The organism is Leptospira noumeaensis, from assembly GCF_004770765.1.
Lineage (GTDB): Bacteria > Spirochaetota > Leptospiria > Leptospirales > Leptospiraceae > Leptospira_A > Leptospira_A noumeaensis.
The window spans coordinates 219,662-239,195 of sequence record NZ_RQFK01000023.1 but is presented as its reverse complement, the minus strand read 5'-3'; the positions used below and the strand labels follow the sequence as shown (position 1 = coordinate 239,195).

At 39.4% G+C, this 19,534-nt stretch carries 14 protein-coding genes; 8 read left to right on the top strand and 6 right to left on the bottom strand.

From position 1 onward, the window contains the following. Nucleotides 1-2: 2 nt before the first annotated feature. From EHQ24_RS07890 to EHQ24_RS07870, 5 genes are all read right to left on the bottom strand, one after another. Nucleotides 3-962, bottom strand: a complete 960-nt coding sequence (locus EHQ24_RS07890; protein ID WP_135601119.1) for a magnesium transporter CorA family protein — start codon at nt 960-962, stop codon at nt 3-5. After that, nucleotides 963-2,741, bottom strand: a complete 1,779-nt coding sequence (locus EHQ24_RS07885; protein ID WP_135601118.1) for a M61 family metallopeptidase — start codon at nt 2,739-2,741, stop codon at nt 963-965. 265 nt (nt 2,742-3,006) lie between these two features. Further along, on the bottom strand, nt 3,007-5,079 hold the full coding sequence (locus EHQ24_RS07880; protein ID WP_135601117.1) for a methyl-accepting chemotaxis protein: 2,073 nt from the start codon (nt 5,077-5,079) through the stop codon (nt 3,007-3,009). 7 nt (nt 5,080-5,086) lie between these two features. Beyond that, nucleotides 5,087-7,147 carry a methyl-accepting chemotaxis protein gene (locus tag EHQ24_RS07875; protein WP_135601116.1) on the bottom strand — a complete coding sequence of 687 codons (2,061 nt, stop codon included), beginning with the start codon at nt 7,145-7,147 and terminating at the stop codon, nt 5,087-5,089. A 68-nt stretch (nt 7,148-7,215) separates the two neighbouring features. Next, on the bottom strand, nt 7,216-7,560 hold the full coding sequence (locus EHQ24_RS07870) for a VOC family protein (RefSeq protein ID WP_135601115.1): 345 nt from the start codon (nt 7,558-7,560) through the stop codon (nt 7,216-7,218). Between the two features lie 65 nt (nt 7,561-7,625). On the opposite strand from EHQ24_RS07870, the gene EHQ24_RS07865 reads away from it, so the two are divergent. Further along, nucleotides 7,626-7,904, top strand: coding sequence for a TIGR04454 family lipoprotein (locus EHQ24_RS07865; protein ID WP_002975661.1), 279 nt, complete (start codon nt 7,626-7,628; stop codon nt 7,902-7,904). Nucleotides 7,905-7,918: 14 nt separating this feature from the next. Here the strand turns inward: EHQ24_RS07865 and EHQ24_RS07860 are convergent, their stop codons facing one another. Further along, complete coding sequence (locus EHQ24_RS07860) at nt 7,919-8,221, bottom strand: hypothetical protein (RefSeq protein WP_135601114.1); 303 nt, start codon at nt 8,219-8,221, stop codon at nt 7,919-7,921. Between the two features lie 46 nt (nt 8,222-8,267). Between EHQ24_RS07860 and EHQ24_RS07855 the strand changes: the two genes are divergently transcribed. The 7 genes from EHQ24_RS07855 (at nt 8,268) to metH (ending at nt 19,504) form a co-directional block, all read left to right on the top strand. Then, complete coding sequence (locus tag EHQ24_RS07855) at nt 8,268-9,188, top strand: DMT family transporter (protein WP_135601113.1); 921 nt, start codon at nt 8,268-8,270, stop codon at nt 9,186-9,188. A gap of 53 nt (nt 9,189-9,241) precedes the next feature. After that, nucleotides 9,242-10,369, top strand: coding sequence for an Lsa36 family surface (lipo)protein (locus EHQ24_RS07850; RefSeq protein WP_135601112.1), 1,128 nt, complete (start codon nt 9,242-9,244; stop codon nt 10,367-10,369). Nucleotides 10,370-10,445: 76 nt separating this feature from the next. Further along, nucleotides 10,446-12,986, top strand: a complete 2,541-nt coding sequence (locus tag EHQ24_RS07845) for a methyl-accepting chemotaxis protein (protein ID WP_135601111.1) — start codon at nt 10,446-10,448, stop codon at nt 12,984-12,986. A 96-nt stretch (nt 12,987-13,082) separates the two neighbouring features. Then, on the top strand, nt 13,083-14,045 hold the full coding sequence (locus tag EHQ24_RS07840; RefSeq protein ID WP_135601110.1) for an ArsR/SmtB family transcription factor: 963 nt from the start codon (nt 13,083-13,085) through the stop codon (nt 14,043-14,045). A 10-nt stretch (nt 14,046-14,055) separates the two neighbouring features. Further along, on the top strand, nt 14,056-15,375 hold the full coding sequence (gene ahcY, locus EHQ24_RS07835) for an adenosylhomocysteinase (protein WP_135601109.1): 1,320 nt from the start codon (nt 14,056-14,058) through the stop codon (nt 15,373-15,375). Between the two features lie 48 nt (nt 15,376-15,423). Next, nucleotides 15,424-15,723 carry a ferredoxin family protein gene (locus EHQ24_RS07830; RefSeq protein ID WP_100745059.1) on the top strand — a complete coding sequence of 100 codons (300 nt, stop codon included), beginning with the start codon at nt 15,424-15,426 and terminating at the stop codon, nt 15,721-15,723. Between the two features lie 64 nt (nt 15,724-15,787). Further along, nucleotides 15,788-19,504: a methionine synthase gene (gene metH, locus EHQ24_RS07825; RefSeq protein ID WP_135601108.1), complete on the top strand. Its 3,717-nt coding sequence runs from the start codon at nt 15,788-15,790 to the stop codon at nt 19,502-19,504. Nucleotides 19,505-19,534 lie beyond the last annotated feature (30 nt).

The following is a 19,534-nucleotide window of genomic DNA, read 5'->3' as shown; positions in this document are numbered from 1 at the left end:
AATTAATACCAACGTTTGATTCTAAAATAAAGTAACATCAAAATACCTAAAAATCCCATGGCACCAAGAGCCGTAATAAAACCGTATTCCCATTCTAGAGTGGGCATATGTCGGAAGTTCATCCCATAAATCCCCGCAACTAGTGACATTGGTAACATAATCGCAGTCATGATCGTGAGTATTTTCATGATTTCGTTTGTTTTACGAGTGGAGATAGCAATATGTGCTTCGAGTGCAGACGATATGGATTCTATATTACTATCCACAAGTTCTAAAATCCGAAGGGAATGGTCACGAACGTCCCGAAAAAAAGCATCGGCTTCATCACTGAAAAAACTGTTTTTGATTTTTTCTAAATCTTCTAACACTTCTTTGTTTTGTAACATCCCTTTTTTGATGGAAAGAAGGCTTGCTCGTAAACTATAAACATTACTGATATCCAATGATTTTGCATTACTAAAAATTTGATCTTCAAAATGTTCGATCCTTTCTTCGATCTTTTGGGTGATGGCAAGTGTATGGTCTGTTTCAATGTCTAAAATTTTATGAACAATAAATTCATATCCACGGGCCAAAATTTTATGATTCACTTTCCATTGGTCAATTAGATCCCCAATACTATCTCGATAATCAAGTGTTAAGGAAATGATTTGATTGGGAGTTAGGATGAAGTTAAAATTCTTTTGGGTGAGTTGGTTTCTTTCAAAGTGGAAACCGCGAAAAACAAAAAAGATATAGTTAGGAAAAATCTCTAGTTTGATTCGGCTCGTTGGGTTTAGGATGTCTTCAATCGTCAGTTGATGGATGTCATGTTTTTGAAAAAGAAAGGTTAGTTTTTCCTCATTTTCCGCCGTGATATGGATCCAATGTTTGGGATGCCTATGAGAGAGTGGGAGAGGCCTATCCAAAAGCACTTCATCTTTACTCGAAGGTGTGAGTATATAATTGAATAAAGCTGGCATTTACACTACGTTCCTTAGGAAAAATTCTCTGAGTTCTTTTCTGTCATCGGTTGTGTCCTCTGCGATCACAAATTTTCTTGTTTTATAAAAACCAGATGCAGTGATCATTGATTCTTTGATTTTTCCTGCCCGAGAGAGGATTAGGTGGAATTTTTCACCCGGTCGCAAGTTTTTTTCCAATTTTTGTAGGTTGGAAGCTGTGGCCCGTTTTCCATTAATGGCAAGAATTTCATCGTCTAACATAAGATCATACGACTCTGTATTCTCCTTGTGTAGTAATTTTTGAATGTAAAGGTTCCCGGCTTTTTCTTTTATTTTGAATCCCGTATCTCCTACCAAATCTGTTTGGATCCTTTGGATGCCAATGATATCTAAATAATGATCAACAGGGATTGGTTTTGGATTCTCTAAATACACATTAAATTCGGTTTTTAAATCCACTCCTGTAACTTCTTTAGCTGTATCAAAAAACTCTTGTTTTGTGAATCCTCTTGATTTTGTTTTTACATATACTTCGTTTAGTTTATGAAATACGTGCCTGATTGTTTTTTTATCTTTAGATTCCTTTAACAAAAATAAATTCATACATAAAGCAAGAACTCCTCCTTTTGTGTAATAAGATACTGTGATGTTATGGCTATTTCCATTTCTTTTGTAGTATTTTGTCCATGCAGTAAAAGATGATTCTTCCAGACTCATCCAAGAATCGGCTTCATTGTCTTCCAAAGATAAAATGTCTGATTGGAGTTTGACTAAGTATTCTTCTTTGGACAGAAACCCGGAGTGGTAAAGAAAGTATACATCGTAAAAACTTGTAAATCCTTCGGCGATCCATAGTTCTCGAGTTAGGTTGGGTTTTTGGTAGTCAAAAGGGCCGAGAGCAATGGGTCTGATCCTTTTGATATTCCAAAGATGAAAGTATTCATGAGATAAAAGTTCAAGGAGTCTTTTATACTCCTCTTCATCAGACAATAGTTCAGGATTAAAATAATTGATACTGGAGGCTCTGTGTTCGAGCCCCCCGTAAGCTGGTAAACTCAGATTGAGAACAAATAAATAATATGGATTTGGGCTCTCCATCATCCATTCAATTTGTGTTTCTGTGATTCGTTTTAGGTCTTCTGCAAGTTTCGTTTTAAAATCAAAACTCACGTCTCCTTCGACAAGTAATTCATGTTTGGTGGTTCCGGCTGTGAAAAAAACAGAATGTTGTTTACTCAAATGAAAAGGGGAATCAAACAATTCATCAAAATTGTCTGCGTAAAAAATTTGGGAATTCTCTTTGTCACGAGTCAAACTAGAATATACATAGGGAAAATATTCTGAGACTTGGAACAACACTGTGGAAGGTTGGTTTAGTTTCCCTTCTGGGTATAAAAACAATGCAGGGGGATTGATGAACCCAAATTCTGTTTCCAAATAATTGGTTCTGACAGTGAAGTCTTCAAAAGCATAAATGATATAGGAAATTTCAAATTCCGGTGGTAGGTTTTTTAATTTCCAACGGTGTAAGTCTATCATCTCCCAAGAAACGGACTCTCCTGTTTGGGAATTTTTTACATCAAATTTATGGAGGTGGGTTCCATAGTCACGGATCATGTAGGAGCCAGGGGTCCAACTGGGCAAACAAAATACCATCTCCGATTGATCCGAATGGACACGAAGTTTTACCTGGAAGTAATGTTTGAAGAGATCAAAAATGGAGACTTCAAAATCTAACCCAATAGAGTTAGACTGGCCGGTTTCACTTACGGTTTTTTCCTGTGGTTCTTTTGCCATGGTAACCCTATCTTCTTTTATTTTTAGTTTTGATCAAATGTTTTCTTGACGTTATCTCTCTATAGTACTAGAAAAGGCATAGCTAAGGTATAAGCAAAGGAGGTGGTCATTTGGATAGTAGTTACTACAACAAAAGATTTTTGACTCGCGAGGTGGCTGGGCAATAACGCCTCAAGCTTTGTTGCAAAACCGACCAGACACAGTCTTTCCAAGTTCCGAATGGGTGGTCTCCTTCGGGCTTATGCAGTCGCTTGGAAAGATTCCTTTATTCCTTTTCGATCCTAAAACTTTTGAGTAGTTCGTCGAGAGTGTTTGTCACCTGTCCAAGGCGATCGGCATTTTCAGACATTGAGGATGTTTGATCAGATAACACCTGTGAGCTATTGGAAATATTCACTGTCATATTTGCTAGTTCCGCTGTGGCTCGTTGTTGTTCCTCAGTGGAAAGTTGAATGGCTTTTACTTGTTCCGTGATTTGTTCCACCTCGGAATAAATACTTTCTGTTCTAGCACTTTGGTCTTCAAACATTGGCCGCATTTCCTTGGAGGAAATATAAATTTCCGATACTTCATCGGTAATTTTTTTTAAAATTTCGACGAGTTTCTCTACTTGTATGTTCCCCCGTTCAATGGAGGCGAGAGCTTCTGAAGAAAGAAGATTAATTTGTGAAACTGACTCCGCTGATTGGCTTGCTAGTTTTGTGATTTCTTCTGCAACCACAGCAAAACCTTTTCCCGTTTCCCCAGCGCGTGCGGCCTCAATGGCAGCATTTAACGCAAGTAAACCGGTGCGTTTGGCAATATCAGAAATTACGTTAGAAAAAGCTGTGATCGTTTTGGATTTGTCTTGGATTTCTCGAATGGCAAGAGAAGTTTCTTTTGCCATAATCCTTCCTTCTTCTGCATTTTGGTTGGCACGTACCGAAATTTCGCCAAAGGAATTAACTTTTTCTAAAATTCTCTTCATTAGAATTTGGATATCACTAAGCGACTGATGAATCGTTTCTGTGTTTTCCACTGCACTTAATACATTGCTATGAATGGTTTCTGAGGAGGCATTTAGTTCTTCCACAGTAGCACTTGCTTCTTCCGAGGAAGCCGCTTGGTTTTGTGCTAAATCATTCAGTTCTATGATTGTCCCCTGGATTTTGTCTGTAGTATCGCTGATTTTAGTCGAGGATTTTTGTGCAATACGAATGAGTTTTCTTAAATGCTCAATCATTTTGCCTAAACTTACCATAATACTTCCCAACTCATCTAACTGGTCTATCACGATGGACTCTCGTAAATCACCGGCTGCAACTTTTTCTGTGGATAGGTTGATGGCTTTAATCCTTCGATCCACCAACCTTTGGAAACTAAAATAAATGGATAGAGTAGAAAGGATCACACCCAAAATCCCAAGAGTTATGGTTGTGATCAGGATAGAGTTTAACGTGGATTGTATTTGTGACTCTGGGATCGAAATTCTGGCAAACCAAGGATCATTTCCTTCAATGATTGTGATAGGGACCGCAACATGGTAAAACCCATTGTAAGTATAGATGGATTTGTCTTTGTTTTTTAATCTTTCATAAAAAGATGGGTCGGCGGCAGAACGAAAGTCTAACCCTTCCGATAGATTAGTAAAACCATCATATAAAACCAAATGATTGTCGGAGACAAGGGTGATTTTACCTTCTCCATCTGCAAACTTAAGTGAATCCAAATATTCTTTAATGGTGTTAAGGCTGATATCAATTCCAGAAATCCCAATAAATTTACCGTTACGTAAAATGGGTTCCATAATCGAAACGATAAAAATATCTTTTCCACCCGCCTTATAAATATAAGGTGAAGTTATGCTTGTGATTAATTTTTTCTTAGGTTTTTGATAGTATTCACCTTTGATCGGATCATCCAAATCTTTTAAAGGTTCAGTAAGTATTTTTGCACCATCTCTAAAGATATAAGGAATAAAACGGCCTGATATGTCATGGCTGGCTGCCCCCTTATAGGCAGAATCTTTTCCATCAAATGCGTTGGGTTCAAAGGCACAATAAACTGCGAAGGCGATGTCTTTTTCTTGGATTAAATGTTTTAGATAACGAATGGCAACTGGTCGCGAGTTTATGAACCCGTCTTCGTAGGACTTACGAATGGCGAAAGTTTTATTCATTGGCGCTTTCAAAGTATGAGAAATGTCGCTGACAATTTTTGAAGAAATGTATTCGGTATCTTCTCCCATATTATGAAGTAAAGTTGATCTAACAACAAGAGACAAAATCACCATAATCCCAGCGATAATAATGGAAATGACGGCCAGTGAAATAAGGATGATTTTCTTTTTGATGCTCATAAGTTGCCTACAAGTTGAATTTTAACAGAACATCAGAAATCTTGGAACTAATTCCTGTCATGCGAAGAGAGTTGGCTGACATGGTTTCTGATTGTTCCGAGAGGATTTGTGAACCGTTGGAAATGTTAATTGTCATATTTGATAGTTCAAATGTGGCTCTTTTTTGTTCTTCCGTCGATTGTTGGATGGATTCTACAAGACTTGTAATTTCTTCAATTTCCTCGTAAATTTGATCTGTTTTTGTTTTTTGATCTTGGATGAGTGGGACTATCTCTTTTGCTTTTTCAAAAATAACAGAAACTTCTTTGATGATTTCTCGTAAAAGATCAATGAGATTTGTGACTTGTGTTCCTCCGTTTTGAATGGAATCCAATGCCTCTTCTGATAGGGTATTAATTTGTGAAACCGACTCCGCTGCTTGTGCGGCGAGTTTAGAAATTTCTTCTGCCACCACAGCAAATCCACGCCCTGATTCCCCAGCGCGTGCGGCTTCAATCGCGGCATTTAACGCAAGTAAGCTGGTTTTTTCGGATATATTCGAAATTACCTCTGAAAATTCAGTGATCGCCAGTGACTTTTCTTGGATTTCTTCAATGGCTTTCGAAGTAAGTCCTGCCATATTCCGTCCTTCTTCTGCTTTTTTATTGGCAAGGACAGCAATTTGTCCAAAGGATTCCACTTCTGTTGTTATGTTTTGTACAAGTGATTGGATGGATAATAAGGAATTGTGAATGGATTTAGAATTGTCTACAGCTTGTACCACATTGGAATTGATGGTTTCGGAGGAAGCATTCAGTTCTTCTACAGTGGCGCTGGCTTCTTCGGAAGAGGCAGCTTGGCTTTGTGCTAAGTCAGAAAGTTCGATGATTGTGTTCTCCATAAATTTCGAAGTTTCTGTCAATTCTGTCCCGGATGTTTGTGCAACACTTAAGATATGGCGAATGTTTGCAATCATTGCGATTACAGCTTCCACTAAATTTCCAATTTCATCTTTCTGGTTGTCATTGATTTCTTTAGAGAGGTTTCCACTCGCTGCATCTTTCGTAAATGCAATCAATGTTTGAAGTCTACTATCCACTAGTTTCCGAAAGATAATGATATTGGCTAGAGTAGAAAAAAGAATTCCTGTGACTCCAAGGCCTAAAGCAATCCAAAAGATAAATTGGATTTCGTTTGTGATCTTTTCTTGTGGATAGGAAACTCGGAGTGTCCAAGGAGCTGTATTTTCCACAAGATGAATGGGCAAACTCACATGAAAGTAGTCAGAGTCGGAATAATTTTGCCTTTGGCGGGAAGTCATCGCCAAATTCACATAAGGATCATCTTTGTCCTGCCAATGTACATCTTTGGTTTCCGGTGTTAGGCCATTAAAAAGTACATACCCATTACTTGCTACGAGGGTAATTTTTACTGCTCCCTCTAGGATTTTTAAATTTTGAAGGTAGGTTCGGATGGTTTCTAAGGAAAGGTCGGCGCCGGCAATGCCCACAAAACTTTGGTTTCTAAGTACTGGATAAACGAGAGAAATCATAGTGACTTCTTTACCATCCACTTTATAATCAAAAGGAGGAATGAGTTCTACCTTTTTGTTTTTTTTGGGGAGTTGGTAAAAATCCGATTCAGGAAGATCTGAACCTACCACTGGTTCAATGATGATTTTTCCATTGGATTTTACTGAATAGGGAATGAGTCTTCCCGTATTATCATGAAAATTCGCATTACGATAGTTAGAGTCTTTCCCATCGAAAGCATTCGGTTCAAAAACAACATAAGTTCCTAAGATAGATTCGTTGGAAGCAGTCATTACATTCAAAATCTTAAAAATTCTGTCTCTATCTAATAGATTTGGCTCTTGTAAAATTTGTTTCAGAAGATAGGCTTCGTTTAAGGGAGCAGAAAGATAATCACCAACATCAAGAGAGATTTTATCAGCAAGGACAGAGATATTTTCCAGAGCATTTTCTTTGGCATTATGATATATGACATAAGAGATGAGGGTGAGGATGATTCCTAATGAAAACAGTGTAATGACTGATGTGCCTAAAGCTAACTTCTGTTTGATGTTCATTCTTTTGGATATTCTTCCCTAAGTGAATTGTTACCATATTTAGCTTCGGTGTTTTCTCAACTCATTTCTTAATTGAGTGAGAGTTTTTCCGGGTAATTGCTTAGGCCGAGTAAATTCCCATCCGTATCTAAGAAGTAAACAGTATACTCTGTTTGATTTTGGATTTCTATTTGAGATAGAAACTGGGTCCAATCTGAATGATTATTTTTTTCCAGGGCAAAAACAAGGGCGCGAGAGGATTTTTTTTCACCTTCTTCTAACATAAGAATGACCTGGCCAAACTCGATCCAAACGGAACGCAAAAGCCCAGAAGGATAATGAAATTCTCGGATTTGTTTTGCGCCGGGAATTTTCAGGTAAAATGCGGCTAAATGGGAAGGATTCGGAGTTCCGATGGCAATATGGTGGATCATTTTTTTCTTTTCAAATCCCTTTCTAAAAAAGAAGTTATCATGAAATCTATGTATCGGAGTTTTTCATGAAAAAATCCCTCATTCTGGCGCTCGCTCTCGGGCTTTTCTTGGCTAATTGTAAATCCAAAGTTTATACCCAAGAAGAGTGTGAGTCGGCTCTCGCTAGCACATTCACTCAAATTGAAGAAGAAGCTAAAAAGAATCCAGCAGCAGCACCAGTTCTCGCAGGATTGCAACAAGGTAAACAAAAAATGATCGATCAGTGTATGGAAGGAAAATTTGATCCAAACTGTTTGAAAAATGCTCCAGGTTTTGCTGGCATTATGGGTTGTGTAAAAAAATAATTTTTTTTAAAATCCTACCGGGAACTAGTTTTCCCGGTTTTTGATTCCTCTTCTAAACTTTCAAATCCCCCAGGTTCCTTGTAACAGCCGTGTGTTCGGTAAGGCCCGTCTTCATAAAAACGAATTTCCTGCGCATACCGTTTTCCTTCCCATAAACATCTTTTACAAATGAAAGGGCGAATGGCCCAGTCTTCACATTCTTCCGGTCGGAAGGTGGGGAAAACTCGGAGTAAGGGTTTCGAAATTTCTTCTGTAACCTCCGCGAGAAGGGCAAAACCAAAAACCAGAAATACTCCCAAAATCAAAGTTAGTTTCATTCAATAAAACTATCGGGATTTCCTTATGATTTCAGGATAGGCTAAAGTGAAAGAAAATACAAATACAGAATGGAAAGGTGTGGTTTTAGTTCTTATCGGAGCCCTTTTATTTAGCGCGAAAGCCGTAATTGTTAAGTTGACTTATCGGTATGAAATTTCTGCCATTGGGTCACTTTTTTTCCGAATGGTATTTGCATTTCCTTTTTTGGTTTGGATGGCTTGGAAAGCAGAAAAGGAAGAAGGTAAAACTTCTCTCACTAAAAAAGATATCTTTAATGTTATCTTTATGGGAGTGGTAGGTTATTACCTTGCCAGTTTATTTGACTTTTTAGGACTCAAATACATCAGCGCTGGTCTCGAACGAATCATTCTATTTATTTATCCCACGATTGTTGTTCTTCTTTCTTTTTTATTCTTAAAGAAAAAAATCCATACAAGAGAAGTATTTTCTCTTATCTTAACTTATACAGGTGTTTTTTTAGCCTATGGACAGGATGTCCAATTGGGATCTGCTAAGGATGTAAGTTTAGGTGCTTTTTTTATTTTATTATCGGCACTGACTTATGCTATTTATTTGATGGGAAGTGGTTCCATTATCCCAAAGTTAGGTGCAAGAAAATTTACAGCCTGGGCACTCATCATCTCATCCTTTGCAGTGTTCATTCATTTTGCGATTTTTGGAACTTCTAAGGAACTCATCCAACCATTGTCATTTTATGTTTTGGCATTTGTTATGGGGACAGTCAACACTGTGGTTCCTGCTGTTTTTGTTTCCGAGGGAATCAAACGAGTTGGCAGCAAAACAGCTGCTATAGTGGGTTCTGTCGGACCAATGTCGACTCTTTTCCTTGCTTACTTATTACTGGATGAACCCATTACTTTACTACATAGCATTGGTACTTTATTCGTACTCACGGGTGTTTTTTGGATTAGTACGGCAAAAAAAGCAAAAGAAGTGTCTGTTTGAGAGAGAATTTTTCTTTCCAATTGTTGAAACCAGGTAGAGAATTAAGGATCTATATGAATTTGCGAAATCTGCTACTTCTACTCGTATTTGTCACAAGTCTGTCCCAATCGGAACTGTATGCACAATTTACATGTGAAGGATCGGCTTGTAGTTTTTTACCAGCTCCACTCACTGAAGCGGGGAATGGTTCCCTTAAAAAGTTTGAAACGGGCTACTTAAACGAAGTACTCAAAACCAATTTAGAAGCTGGTTTTCTTGCCAATGTGGGAGCAAGTAATATTGGAACAGGAACCGTACGTCGGATCCAATTTGGTGTCAGTGCCTCTGCTGCCGGATACAAAAAAGATGACATCCAAATCCAAGACAATTATATCAAATATCCAAAACTTCCTAACGTAGGTGGAGCTGTGATTCCTTCCTTCCACTTGGACATCAATCCTGGATGGTTGATTGGAGCCTCTGATGAAAGTTTTCTCCGTAGGTTTGGAATTTTCCTCCACGGTATGAATGTTGCGGTTTCCCAAGACCAAATCCAAGCTGCTTCCAATAATAAAAACTATGAAGGTCGTATCGCCGTACGCTCGTATGGTGGTATGTTGCGTTACCAATTGGTTGAAAAAGAAGGTTTTTTAATGAACCTCATCACTTGGAATGGAATCAATGTGGGAGTTGGACATCATGTAATGGAACAAAACATGAGTCTTAGTTACCTAGAAGGGAAAGCTGCTCAAATTGAATTCCAAGGTGTGAAAGGAAAGTGGGGTGGGGATACCAATTTTGTTTTTAATACCAAGGTTCAGACTACAAATGTAGACTTACGTACTGGAATCGGAGTATTCTGGATTGCGAATGTGATTGTGGGAGGGGGTTATAGCTGGAATTCAGGAAGTAATTCTGCTTCTCTATCAAGACGGGGACCATTCCTCGTCACATTGAATGACACACTTCCTTTGGAACTCCCCAGAGAATACCAAGCCGCTTTAGATAAAGAACTCCTGGCCCAAAATCCGAATGCCACTCTTGGGTTTCGTGCCTCTGGTGAGTCCCATTCCAAAAGAGGGATTGGATACGGGATTGTTGGTTTGGAACTGGATATCTTCTTAGTAAAGGTCATTGCCGAAGGTTTGTATGGAGGAAAGGATCTCTATTCTGCCAACTTGGGAGTCAAAGTCTCCTTTTAGGAAATCTTCGGGGAAATCCATAAAACCTTGCCGTACGAATCGCTGAATTTACCCTTCGTATTAGGTCTAAGTTGCAATGAATTTATACAAAAGATACTCCCGCGCCTTCACTCTGGCTTCCCAAGTTTTCTCCTTGGGAGTCGTGGTTCCAATTGGAATTTCTCTCATTCTGTTTTATGTCGATTTAAGTCCGACTCAAATCAAAACCTTTATTGGTTCTGCTATCGCGGCAGGTCTGATCAGTCTCATTTTACCTGCGTTTATTTTTCCTAAAAAACTAAATGCCATTAAACACGGGTTAATTGAGTTAGAATCACAAACGGAAAAAAAACCAGAAACCTATGTAGCTGTTTGGGACTTAATTGCAAAAATGCCAGTGGTTGGTGCTGTCACGGGAAGTATCCAGTGGCTATTGGCTTTTCCGATTGTGGTTGGCCCCATGATGTATCTTCCGGAGACCAGTAAGTCGGATTCCTTTTATATAATTTGTATCTTAATTCTAACAGCCCTACTCAATGTAATCTTTTCGTTTGTTTTTTTGGAAAAGGCATCCCATTTGGTTTTGGAAGATGAAATCCTCCAAGTAGATTTAAAAGAACGAATCACACCTTACTATAGAAACTTAAGAAACACAGTTCCTATTATGTTTTCTATTATGGTGATGATACTTTCTATTTTCCTTTTGATTTTTGCCTTTAATACAAATGCAAAATCTCTAGAAAAAGCATTCTCAAACCAATTGTACAACTTTAACCAAAGTAATGAAGCAGGGATTCATGTTTATTTTGAATCTCTTGAAAACAATTTAAAAGCTTTGGTGGAATTACCCGTCATAAAAACAGCTCTCGAAACTAAACAATACAAACTGGCAGAACCTACTCTTTCCAAAGTTTTAGAAGATTCGCAATTGTTATTGGAAAATGCATTTATCGCATCCTTTGATGAAGGAATTCCCATTGTTGCCTCGGGCCTACCGGGTGGTGCAAGTGTGGGTTATTCTCTTGGTGCCAATCAGGAAGTTTTAGAAAATATTCAAGCAGCCAAAGAAGGAAAAATTCATGTGGGTGTGGCTGTGAAATCTCCGATTAACGGAAGTATTGTGATTATGGTCACAAGCCCTGTAAAAAATGCAAACGGGACTGTCATCGGGATGGCCGGGATGCCATTTTTAGTAGGGAAGGCAATGGAATCCTTCCTAAAAAATGTAAAAATTGGAACTACTGGTTATTCCTTTCTTTTGGATAAACAATCTAATATGGTTTATCATCCCAATCCAAAATATTTAATGCATAGTTTCAAAAATTCAGAATTTGAGGAACTTGCAAAAAATGCTGGGGAATCTGATTCTTTTCGCAATCCTTGGGAAGGATCTACTTTTTTACTCCGAAGAAAAGTAAGTGAAAAATATGGTCTCCAATTTTTTTCCACAATTGATTTAAAAGAAATAGAAGTGGAAAGTATATCCGCATTAAGAGGGCTAACAATCATTAGTTTGGTAGGGGCTATTTTTATAGCAATCTCCATATATTCACTTTTTACAGCAAGATTCAGGCCGATGAAAACCATTGGGAAAATTCTGCAAGATATCGAAATCGGTGACCTTCGTCACAATGCAAAATTGGAATCTTCCGATGAATTTGCAAGACTGGCTCGTGGTCTCAATGCCACTTTAAAACAAATTTCTGAAGTCGTGGGATCCAACCAAATTTTTTCAGAAGATTTGGCATCTTCCGCAGAACAAATGTCAGCTTCACTGAATATGTTATCTTCTAATGCACAAACACAAGCAGCCTCTGCCGAAGAAATCTCTGCTTCGATCGAAGAGATTTCCGCAGCCGTTCAAAACGTGGATGCACAGGCAGAAGACCAATTTCGCAAAGTTGATTTTTTGAAACTAAAAATGGCAGAACTTTCTAGTTTGATTGAAGCTACAGGTAAGCAAGTAGGAAAAGCTTCACAAGATGTGACTTTAATTTCCGAAGAAGCAAGATCTGGCCAAACTTCGTTAGATTCCATGAGAAATTCCATTACCAAAATCAGCAATAGTTCGGAAGAAATTGGAAGTGTGATTGAAATCATCAATAATATCTCGGAACAAATCAACTTACTTGCGTTAAATGCGGCAATCGAAGCCGCAAGAGCAGGGGTTTATGGAAGAGGGTTTGCAGTTGTTGCTGACGAAATTGGGAAGTTAGCGGAAAAAACTGCCATGTCTATTGGCGACATCGGAGAACTCATCCAGGCCAATGAAAAGGAAATTGAAAGCGGTAGGGAGAACATCGAAACCACCATCTCTCTCATCCAAAGGATCATCCAAGGGGTTAGTTCTTTCAATGAAATGACGGATTCCATTGAAACAAGCACACGTGAGCAGCTCATCATCAACCAAAAGGTCGGTGAAGAAGTGGATAAGGTGAACCAAATCAGTCAAGCCATCCGCCTTTCTATGGAAGAACAGAAAAATGCGATCGGGGAAGTGGCCCAGGCCATCTTTAGCATCAACGATCTTACTCAAGGCACAGCGGCGGGACTCGAAGAGATGACAGCCACTTCCAATGGGATTGCGAATTTGGCAGAAACTCTAAAAAGGAAGATCAACTTCTTTAAAATCTCGTAACCGGAGTCGTTTTAGGCCTTTTGTCGAAAAAAAAGGCCAAAAAATGCTTGCCGGACACTACATATCAAGATTTCTTGATATGTAGATATCTTGGTTATGGCAACAGAAACCCTTTTGCAGTCTAGGCCTTCCGGCCACTTGCTCGTTGCTTCCAAGGCCATTTCCGATGAAACTCGGATTCGGATCCTGCATATCCTCAGTTTTGGGGCATTTTCTGTGAATGAAGTGGTGGAAATTCTCGGGATGGGACAATCTCGGATCTCGCGCCATTTGAAAATTCTAACGGAAGCTGGGCTCATATCTTCTCGAAGGGAAGGAAGTTTGGTTTATAGTTTTCTTCCGGAAGAAGAAGAGTCCGATCTTAAATTTCCTCTAGAGCTCACCAAACTATTGTTATCATACAAAGAAGATCTGCCTTCTAGAGAAAGGGATCAAAAAATGGTACACCAAATTCTAGAAAATAGAGAAAGGAAATCCAAATCCTTCTTTGATGGTGTGGCCGAAAGTTGGGAAAAATTACAAGAAGAGACTCTCCATCCCAAACTGTATAGGTCTTGGATTTTACAAGAACTGCCCTTATGTGAAAATATTTTGGATTTGGGTTGTGGACCTGGTGGTCTTATCCCTTTTCTTCTCAATAAATCCAAACATGTGATTGGAGTGGATAATTCTTCAAAGATGATTGAAAATGCATCTTCCCATTACGGAAAAAATCCGAGTGTGAGTCTCATCCAAACTCCAATGGAACATTTGCCATTAACTACTAACTCTTGTGATGCGGTGGTCGCTTCAATGGTGATGCACCATATCTCTCATCCACCTACTGTACTCGAAGAAGTGGCAAGGGTATTAAAACCAGGTGGAGTTTTGTGTATTGTAGATTTAGCAAAACACAATGCAGAGTTTATGCGGGATAATTTTGCAGACCTCTGGCTCGGATTTGAACCAGAATTATTTGAGTCTTGGTTATCCAATGCAGGTTTTAGAGTCGGGTCAATGAATGAGATCCAAACAGAATCAAGTTTTAAAATTTTAACTATCAAAGCAACAAAGGAATAAGGAGGACACTATGTCCACAGCAACTGAAACAAAATCGGAAAGATTGCCATTTAAAGTGAAGGATATCTCTCTTGCAGAATGGGGAAGAGAAGAGATCATTTTGGCAGAAAAAGAAATGCCGGGCCTAATGGCTCTACGTAAAGAATTCGGAACTTCTAAACCACTGAAAGGTGCTAGAATTTGTGGATCTCTTCACATGACAATCCAAACAGCGGTTTTAATTGAAACCTTGGCTGCATTAGGTGCTGACATTCGTTGGTCCTCTTGTAACATTTTTTCAACACAAGACCATGCAGCAGCAGCCATTGCAAAAGCAGGAATTCCTGTATTTGCTTGGAAAGGTGAAACAGAAGAAGAATACTGGTGGTGTATTGAACAAACACTATTTTTTGACGGTGGAAAAGGACCAAACATGATCCTTGATGACGGTCATGATCTAACTCATTACATTCATGAAAAATACCCACAACTTCTAGCAGACATCAAAGGTGTTTCTGAAGAAACAACTACAGGTGTCATTGCACTTCATAAAAAATTGAAAGCGGGAACTTTGAAAATCCCTGCAATCAACGTAAATGACTCTGTAACAAAATCTAAGTTCGATAACCTTTACGGTTGCCGTGAGTCACTTGCTGACGGAATCAAACGTGCAACAGACGTGATGCTCGCTGGAAAAGTAGCACTTGTTTGTGGATACGGGGATGTAGGGAAAGGTTCTGCTGCTTCTCTTCGTAACTTTGGTGCACGAGTGATTGTGACTGAAATTGATCCAATTTGTGCTCTTCAAGCGGTTATGGAAGGATACCAAGTTCTTCGTGTAGAAGATGTGATTGAAAACGCAGACATCATTGTGACTGCAACTGGAAATGATGATATCATTTCACTCGAACACATGAAAGCGATGAAAGACGGTGCAATCCTTTGTAACATTGGTCACTTTGATACAGAAATTCAAATGTCTCGTTTGAATGCTGAAAAAGATGTGATCAAAAAAGAAATCAAACCACAGGTTGATAAATACACTTTCCCTAATGGAAGATCGATCATCGTTCTTGCAGAAGGTCGATTGGTAAACCTTGGATGCGCGACTGGTCACCCATCATTTGTAATGTCTAGTTCTTTCACAAACCAAGTATTGGCTCAAATCGAACTTTACACAACAAAATATGAGTTAGGTGTTTACCGCCTTCCAAAACATTTAGATGAAAAAGTAGCGGCACTTCATTTGGAGCAGTTGGGAGTTCGTTTGACAAAACTCTCTCAAAAACAAGCTGATTATATCAGTGTTCCACTCGAAGGTCCGTACAAACCAGACCACTACCGATACTAAAAAAATCGCCCTTTTTGATAAAATTCAAGAAGGGCAATGGAGTTTCTCATGGCTTATGTTGTAACTGAAATTTGCGTCGATTGTAAATACACGAGTTGTGCAGCAGTTTGTCCCGTAGAAGCTTTTCATGAAGCTCCGGACACTCTGTACATTGATCCAGACACTTGTATTGATTGTAATGCTTGTCAATATGAATGTCCGATTGATGCGATTTTTCCTGACTATGATGTTCCGGAAAAACACAAACCTTCGATTGAAGTAAATGCAAAAGAAGCAACCAAATTCCCGGTAATTGTTACCACTAAACCACCTCTCAAAGGTGCAAAGTGTTCCGATCCGAGTAAATAATTGATTTTTAGAGTATGTGGTCTTTCGGCCATATACTCTTTTCCCTATATACTGATATAATAATATGAAATTTGAATATACCAATCCTTCTGCAAAATCCCTTTTAAAATTAATAAACGAGAGGATTCTCGTTTTAGATGGTGCTATGGGTACCATGATCCAAAGACATTCTTTGGAGGAAGACGATTTTCGTGGGGATCGTTTTAAGGATTGGCCTTGTTCCATTAAAGGGAACAACGATGTTTTAGCCATCACTCGCCCGGATATCATTGAGTCTGTCCACTTGGAATATTTGGAGGCAGGAGCCGATATCATTGAAACAAATACCTTTAGTTCTAATATTGTTTCCCAAGCAGATTATCAAATGGAATCGGCGGTTCGGGATCTAAACTTAGCTGCGGTTTCTTGTGCCAAAAATGCAGTGGCCAAATTCAAAGAAAAAACAGGGAAAACGGATGTGTTCATTGCAGGATCCATTGGGCCAACAGTAAAAACAGCATCCCTTTCGCCAGATGTGAATAATCCGGCATTTCGTGCTGTCACCTTTGATGAGTTAGTGGATTGTTTTTATGAACAGGTCTCGGCACTTCTTGATGGTGGTGTGGATTTACTTTTACCAGAAACAAATATTGATACATTAAACTTAAAAGCATGTATCTTTGCGATTGAGAAAGTATTTGAAGAACGTAGAATTAGAATTCCCGTTGTCCTTTCTGTCACCATTACCGATGCCTCTGGTCGAACTCTCTCTGGCCAAACAGGGGAAGCATTTTATATTTCTATCAAACATGCAAAAGCACTAGCTGTGGGCATTAACTGTGCGCTCGGTGCAGGAGAGATGCGTCCTTATATCGAGGAACTATCTCGTGTGGCTGATTGTTATGTATCTTGTTATCCGAATGCGGGTCTTCCGAATGCCTTCGGTGGGTATGACCAAACTCCAGAAGAGTTTGGTGGTTGGATGAAAAATTTTGCAGAAGCAGGTTTCTTAAATATCGTTGGTGGTTGTTGTGGGACAACTCCTGCACACATTCGTGCAGCCAAAGAAGCAGTGGCTTCCATCGCTCCTCGTCCTTTAAAGGAACAACCCAAACTCAGTACGTTTGCAGGACTTGAACCTTTGAAACTGACCAAAGAACAAGGGTTCATCAATGTGGGAGAAAGAAACAACGTCACTGGATCTCCTAAATTCAAAAAACTCATCTTAGATGGAAATTTTGAAGAAGCCGTGCAAGTTGCCTTACAACAAGTCCAAGCTGGTGCTAACGTTATTGATATCAACTTTGATGAAGCACTCCTAGATGGAGAGGCCTCTATGACAAAGTTTTTGAACTTAATTGCAGGGGAACCTGACATTGCACGGGTTCCGTTTATGGTGGATTCTTCCAAATGGTCGGTATTACTTGCGGGTTTGAAATGCATCCAAGGAAAACCTATTGTCAACTCAATCTCTTTGAAAGAAGGGGAAGAGGTATTTTTAGACCATGCGCGCACCATCCAAAGGTTTGGAGCGGCAGCGATCGTAATGGCCTTCGACGAACAAGGGCAGGCGGCAACTAAAGATGATAAGGTTCGCATTTGTAAACGGGCTTATGACCTACTTGTCGAAAAATTAGATTTTGATCCAACGGATATTATCTTTGATCCAAACATTCTCACTGTTGCCACAGGAATCGAAGAACATAATAATTATGCGATGGATTTTATCGAAGCCACTCGTGAGATTAAAAAAGTTTGTCCTGGTGCGAAAGTATCTGGTGGTCTCAGTAATATTTCTTTTTCCTTTCGCGGAAACAATCCAGTTCGTGAAGCCATGCATTCGGTATTTTTATACCACGCCATCCAAGCAGGTATGGACATGGCCATTGTCAATGCAGGGATGTTAGAAGTTTATGAACAGATCCCAAAAGATCTTTTGGAACTTGTGGAAGATGTCATTCTCAACCGTAGACCAGATGCCACAGAACGGATGATTGAGGCCGCGGCAAGTTTCCATGGAGAAGCCAAAGTCCAAAAGAAAGATGATGTGTGGAGGAGTGGTTCTGTGGAAGAACGCCTAACGCATGCTCTTGTCAAAGGGATTGATGAATTCGTCACCCAAGATACAGAAGAAGCTCGTACTAGTTTTGCAAGACCTCTTGAAGTGATCGAAGGGCCACTCATGAATGGAATGAAAGTGGTAGGGGAACTATTTGGTGCCGGAAAGATGTTCCTTCCCCAAGTAGTAAAAAGTGCACGGGTAATGAAAAAAGCCGTGGCTTACTTACTTCCTTTTATGGAGGAAGAAAAGCGGAACCAAAAAGACGAAAGTAAACAAGCCAAATTCCTTATCGCTACTGTAAAGGGAGATGTCCACGATATTGGAAAAAATATCGTTGGGGTGGTATTGGCATGTAACAACTATGAGGTGATTGATCTCGGAGTGATGGTTCCTTGTGAAAAAATTTTAGAAACTGCAAAAAAAGAAAATGTGGCGGCCATTGGTCTATCGGGTCTTATCACACCGTCGCTTGATGAAATGGTGTATGTGGCCAAAGAGATGGAACGCCAAGGATTCCAAGTACCTCTTCTCATTGGTGGGGCCACAACTTCCCCCGCACATACGGCAGTGAAAATTGCCGAGCAGTATTCCAAACCTGTCCTTCATGTTATGGATGCGTCTCGTGTTGTGAACGTGATGAACAGTGCTCTCAATCCACAAACAGCAGTGGATTATGCAAAACAGGTAGTAGAAGAACAATCACGAATTCGTGAAGAATTTTATTCCAGAGAAAACGAAAGAAATATTTTACCAATTGAAGATGCAATTAAAAACAAATTTTCTGCCGATTGGGATTCTTATACTCCACCAAAGCCAAGTTTTACGGGAGTACAAAAAATTGACGACGTGAGTTTGAAGGATTTACTCTCTTATATTGACTGGTCTCCTTTCTTTTTGGCTTGGGAATTAAAAGGCCGATACCCTCAAATCCTCAAAGACCCAGTGATAGGAAAAGAAGCCACATCTCTTTTTAATGATGCCCAAATCATCTTAAAAGAGATGTTGGAAAATCCAAATCTCAAACCGAGGGCGGTTGTAGGAATGTTCCCTGCTGTTTCTCATGGGGAAGTTGTGGAAATTTTCGAAGATGATTCTAAAACCAAGTCTTTGGGAAAGTATCCGATGTTACGTCAACAAACGGTAAAAATGACAAGCCAACCAAACTATAGTTTGGCGGATTTTATTGCTCCCGAAGATAAAAAGAAAAACGATTATATTGGATATTTTGCCGTAACGGCCGGTCATGGAATCGAAGAATTGGCTAGAACTTACGAATCCAAACAAGATGATTACAATGCCATTTTGGTAAAAGCACTGGCTGACCGATTTGCAGAAGCGTTTGCCGAGTATATGCACCATAGAATGCGGGAAGAATGGGGATTTGGAAGGACTGAAAATCTTTCCAGAGAAGATATGATCCGAGAAAAGTATCGTGGGATTCGTCCGGCTCCTGGTTATCCCGCTTGCCCTGACCATACGGAAAAAAAGAAAATTTGGAAACTATTGGATGTGGAAAAAAATGCAGGCATCCAACTCACCGAATCCTGTGCAATGTGGCCGGCAAGTAGTGTGAGCGGGTATTATTTCTCACATCCGGAATCTCGTTATTTTGCCATTGGAAAAATCAACGAAGACCAAGTAGTGAATTACTCTAAAGATAAAGAAATGGAAATTTCAGAAGTGGAACGTTGGTTGTCACCGATTCTCAACTATGATCCTTCTCGTAAGTCTAAGTCTTAAAGAGTCAGTGTAAGACTTGAGAGAGACGGA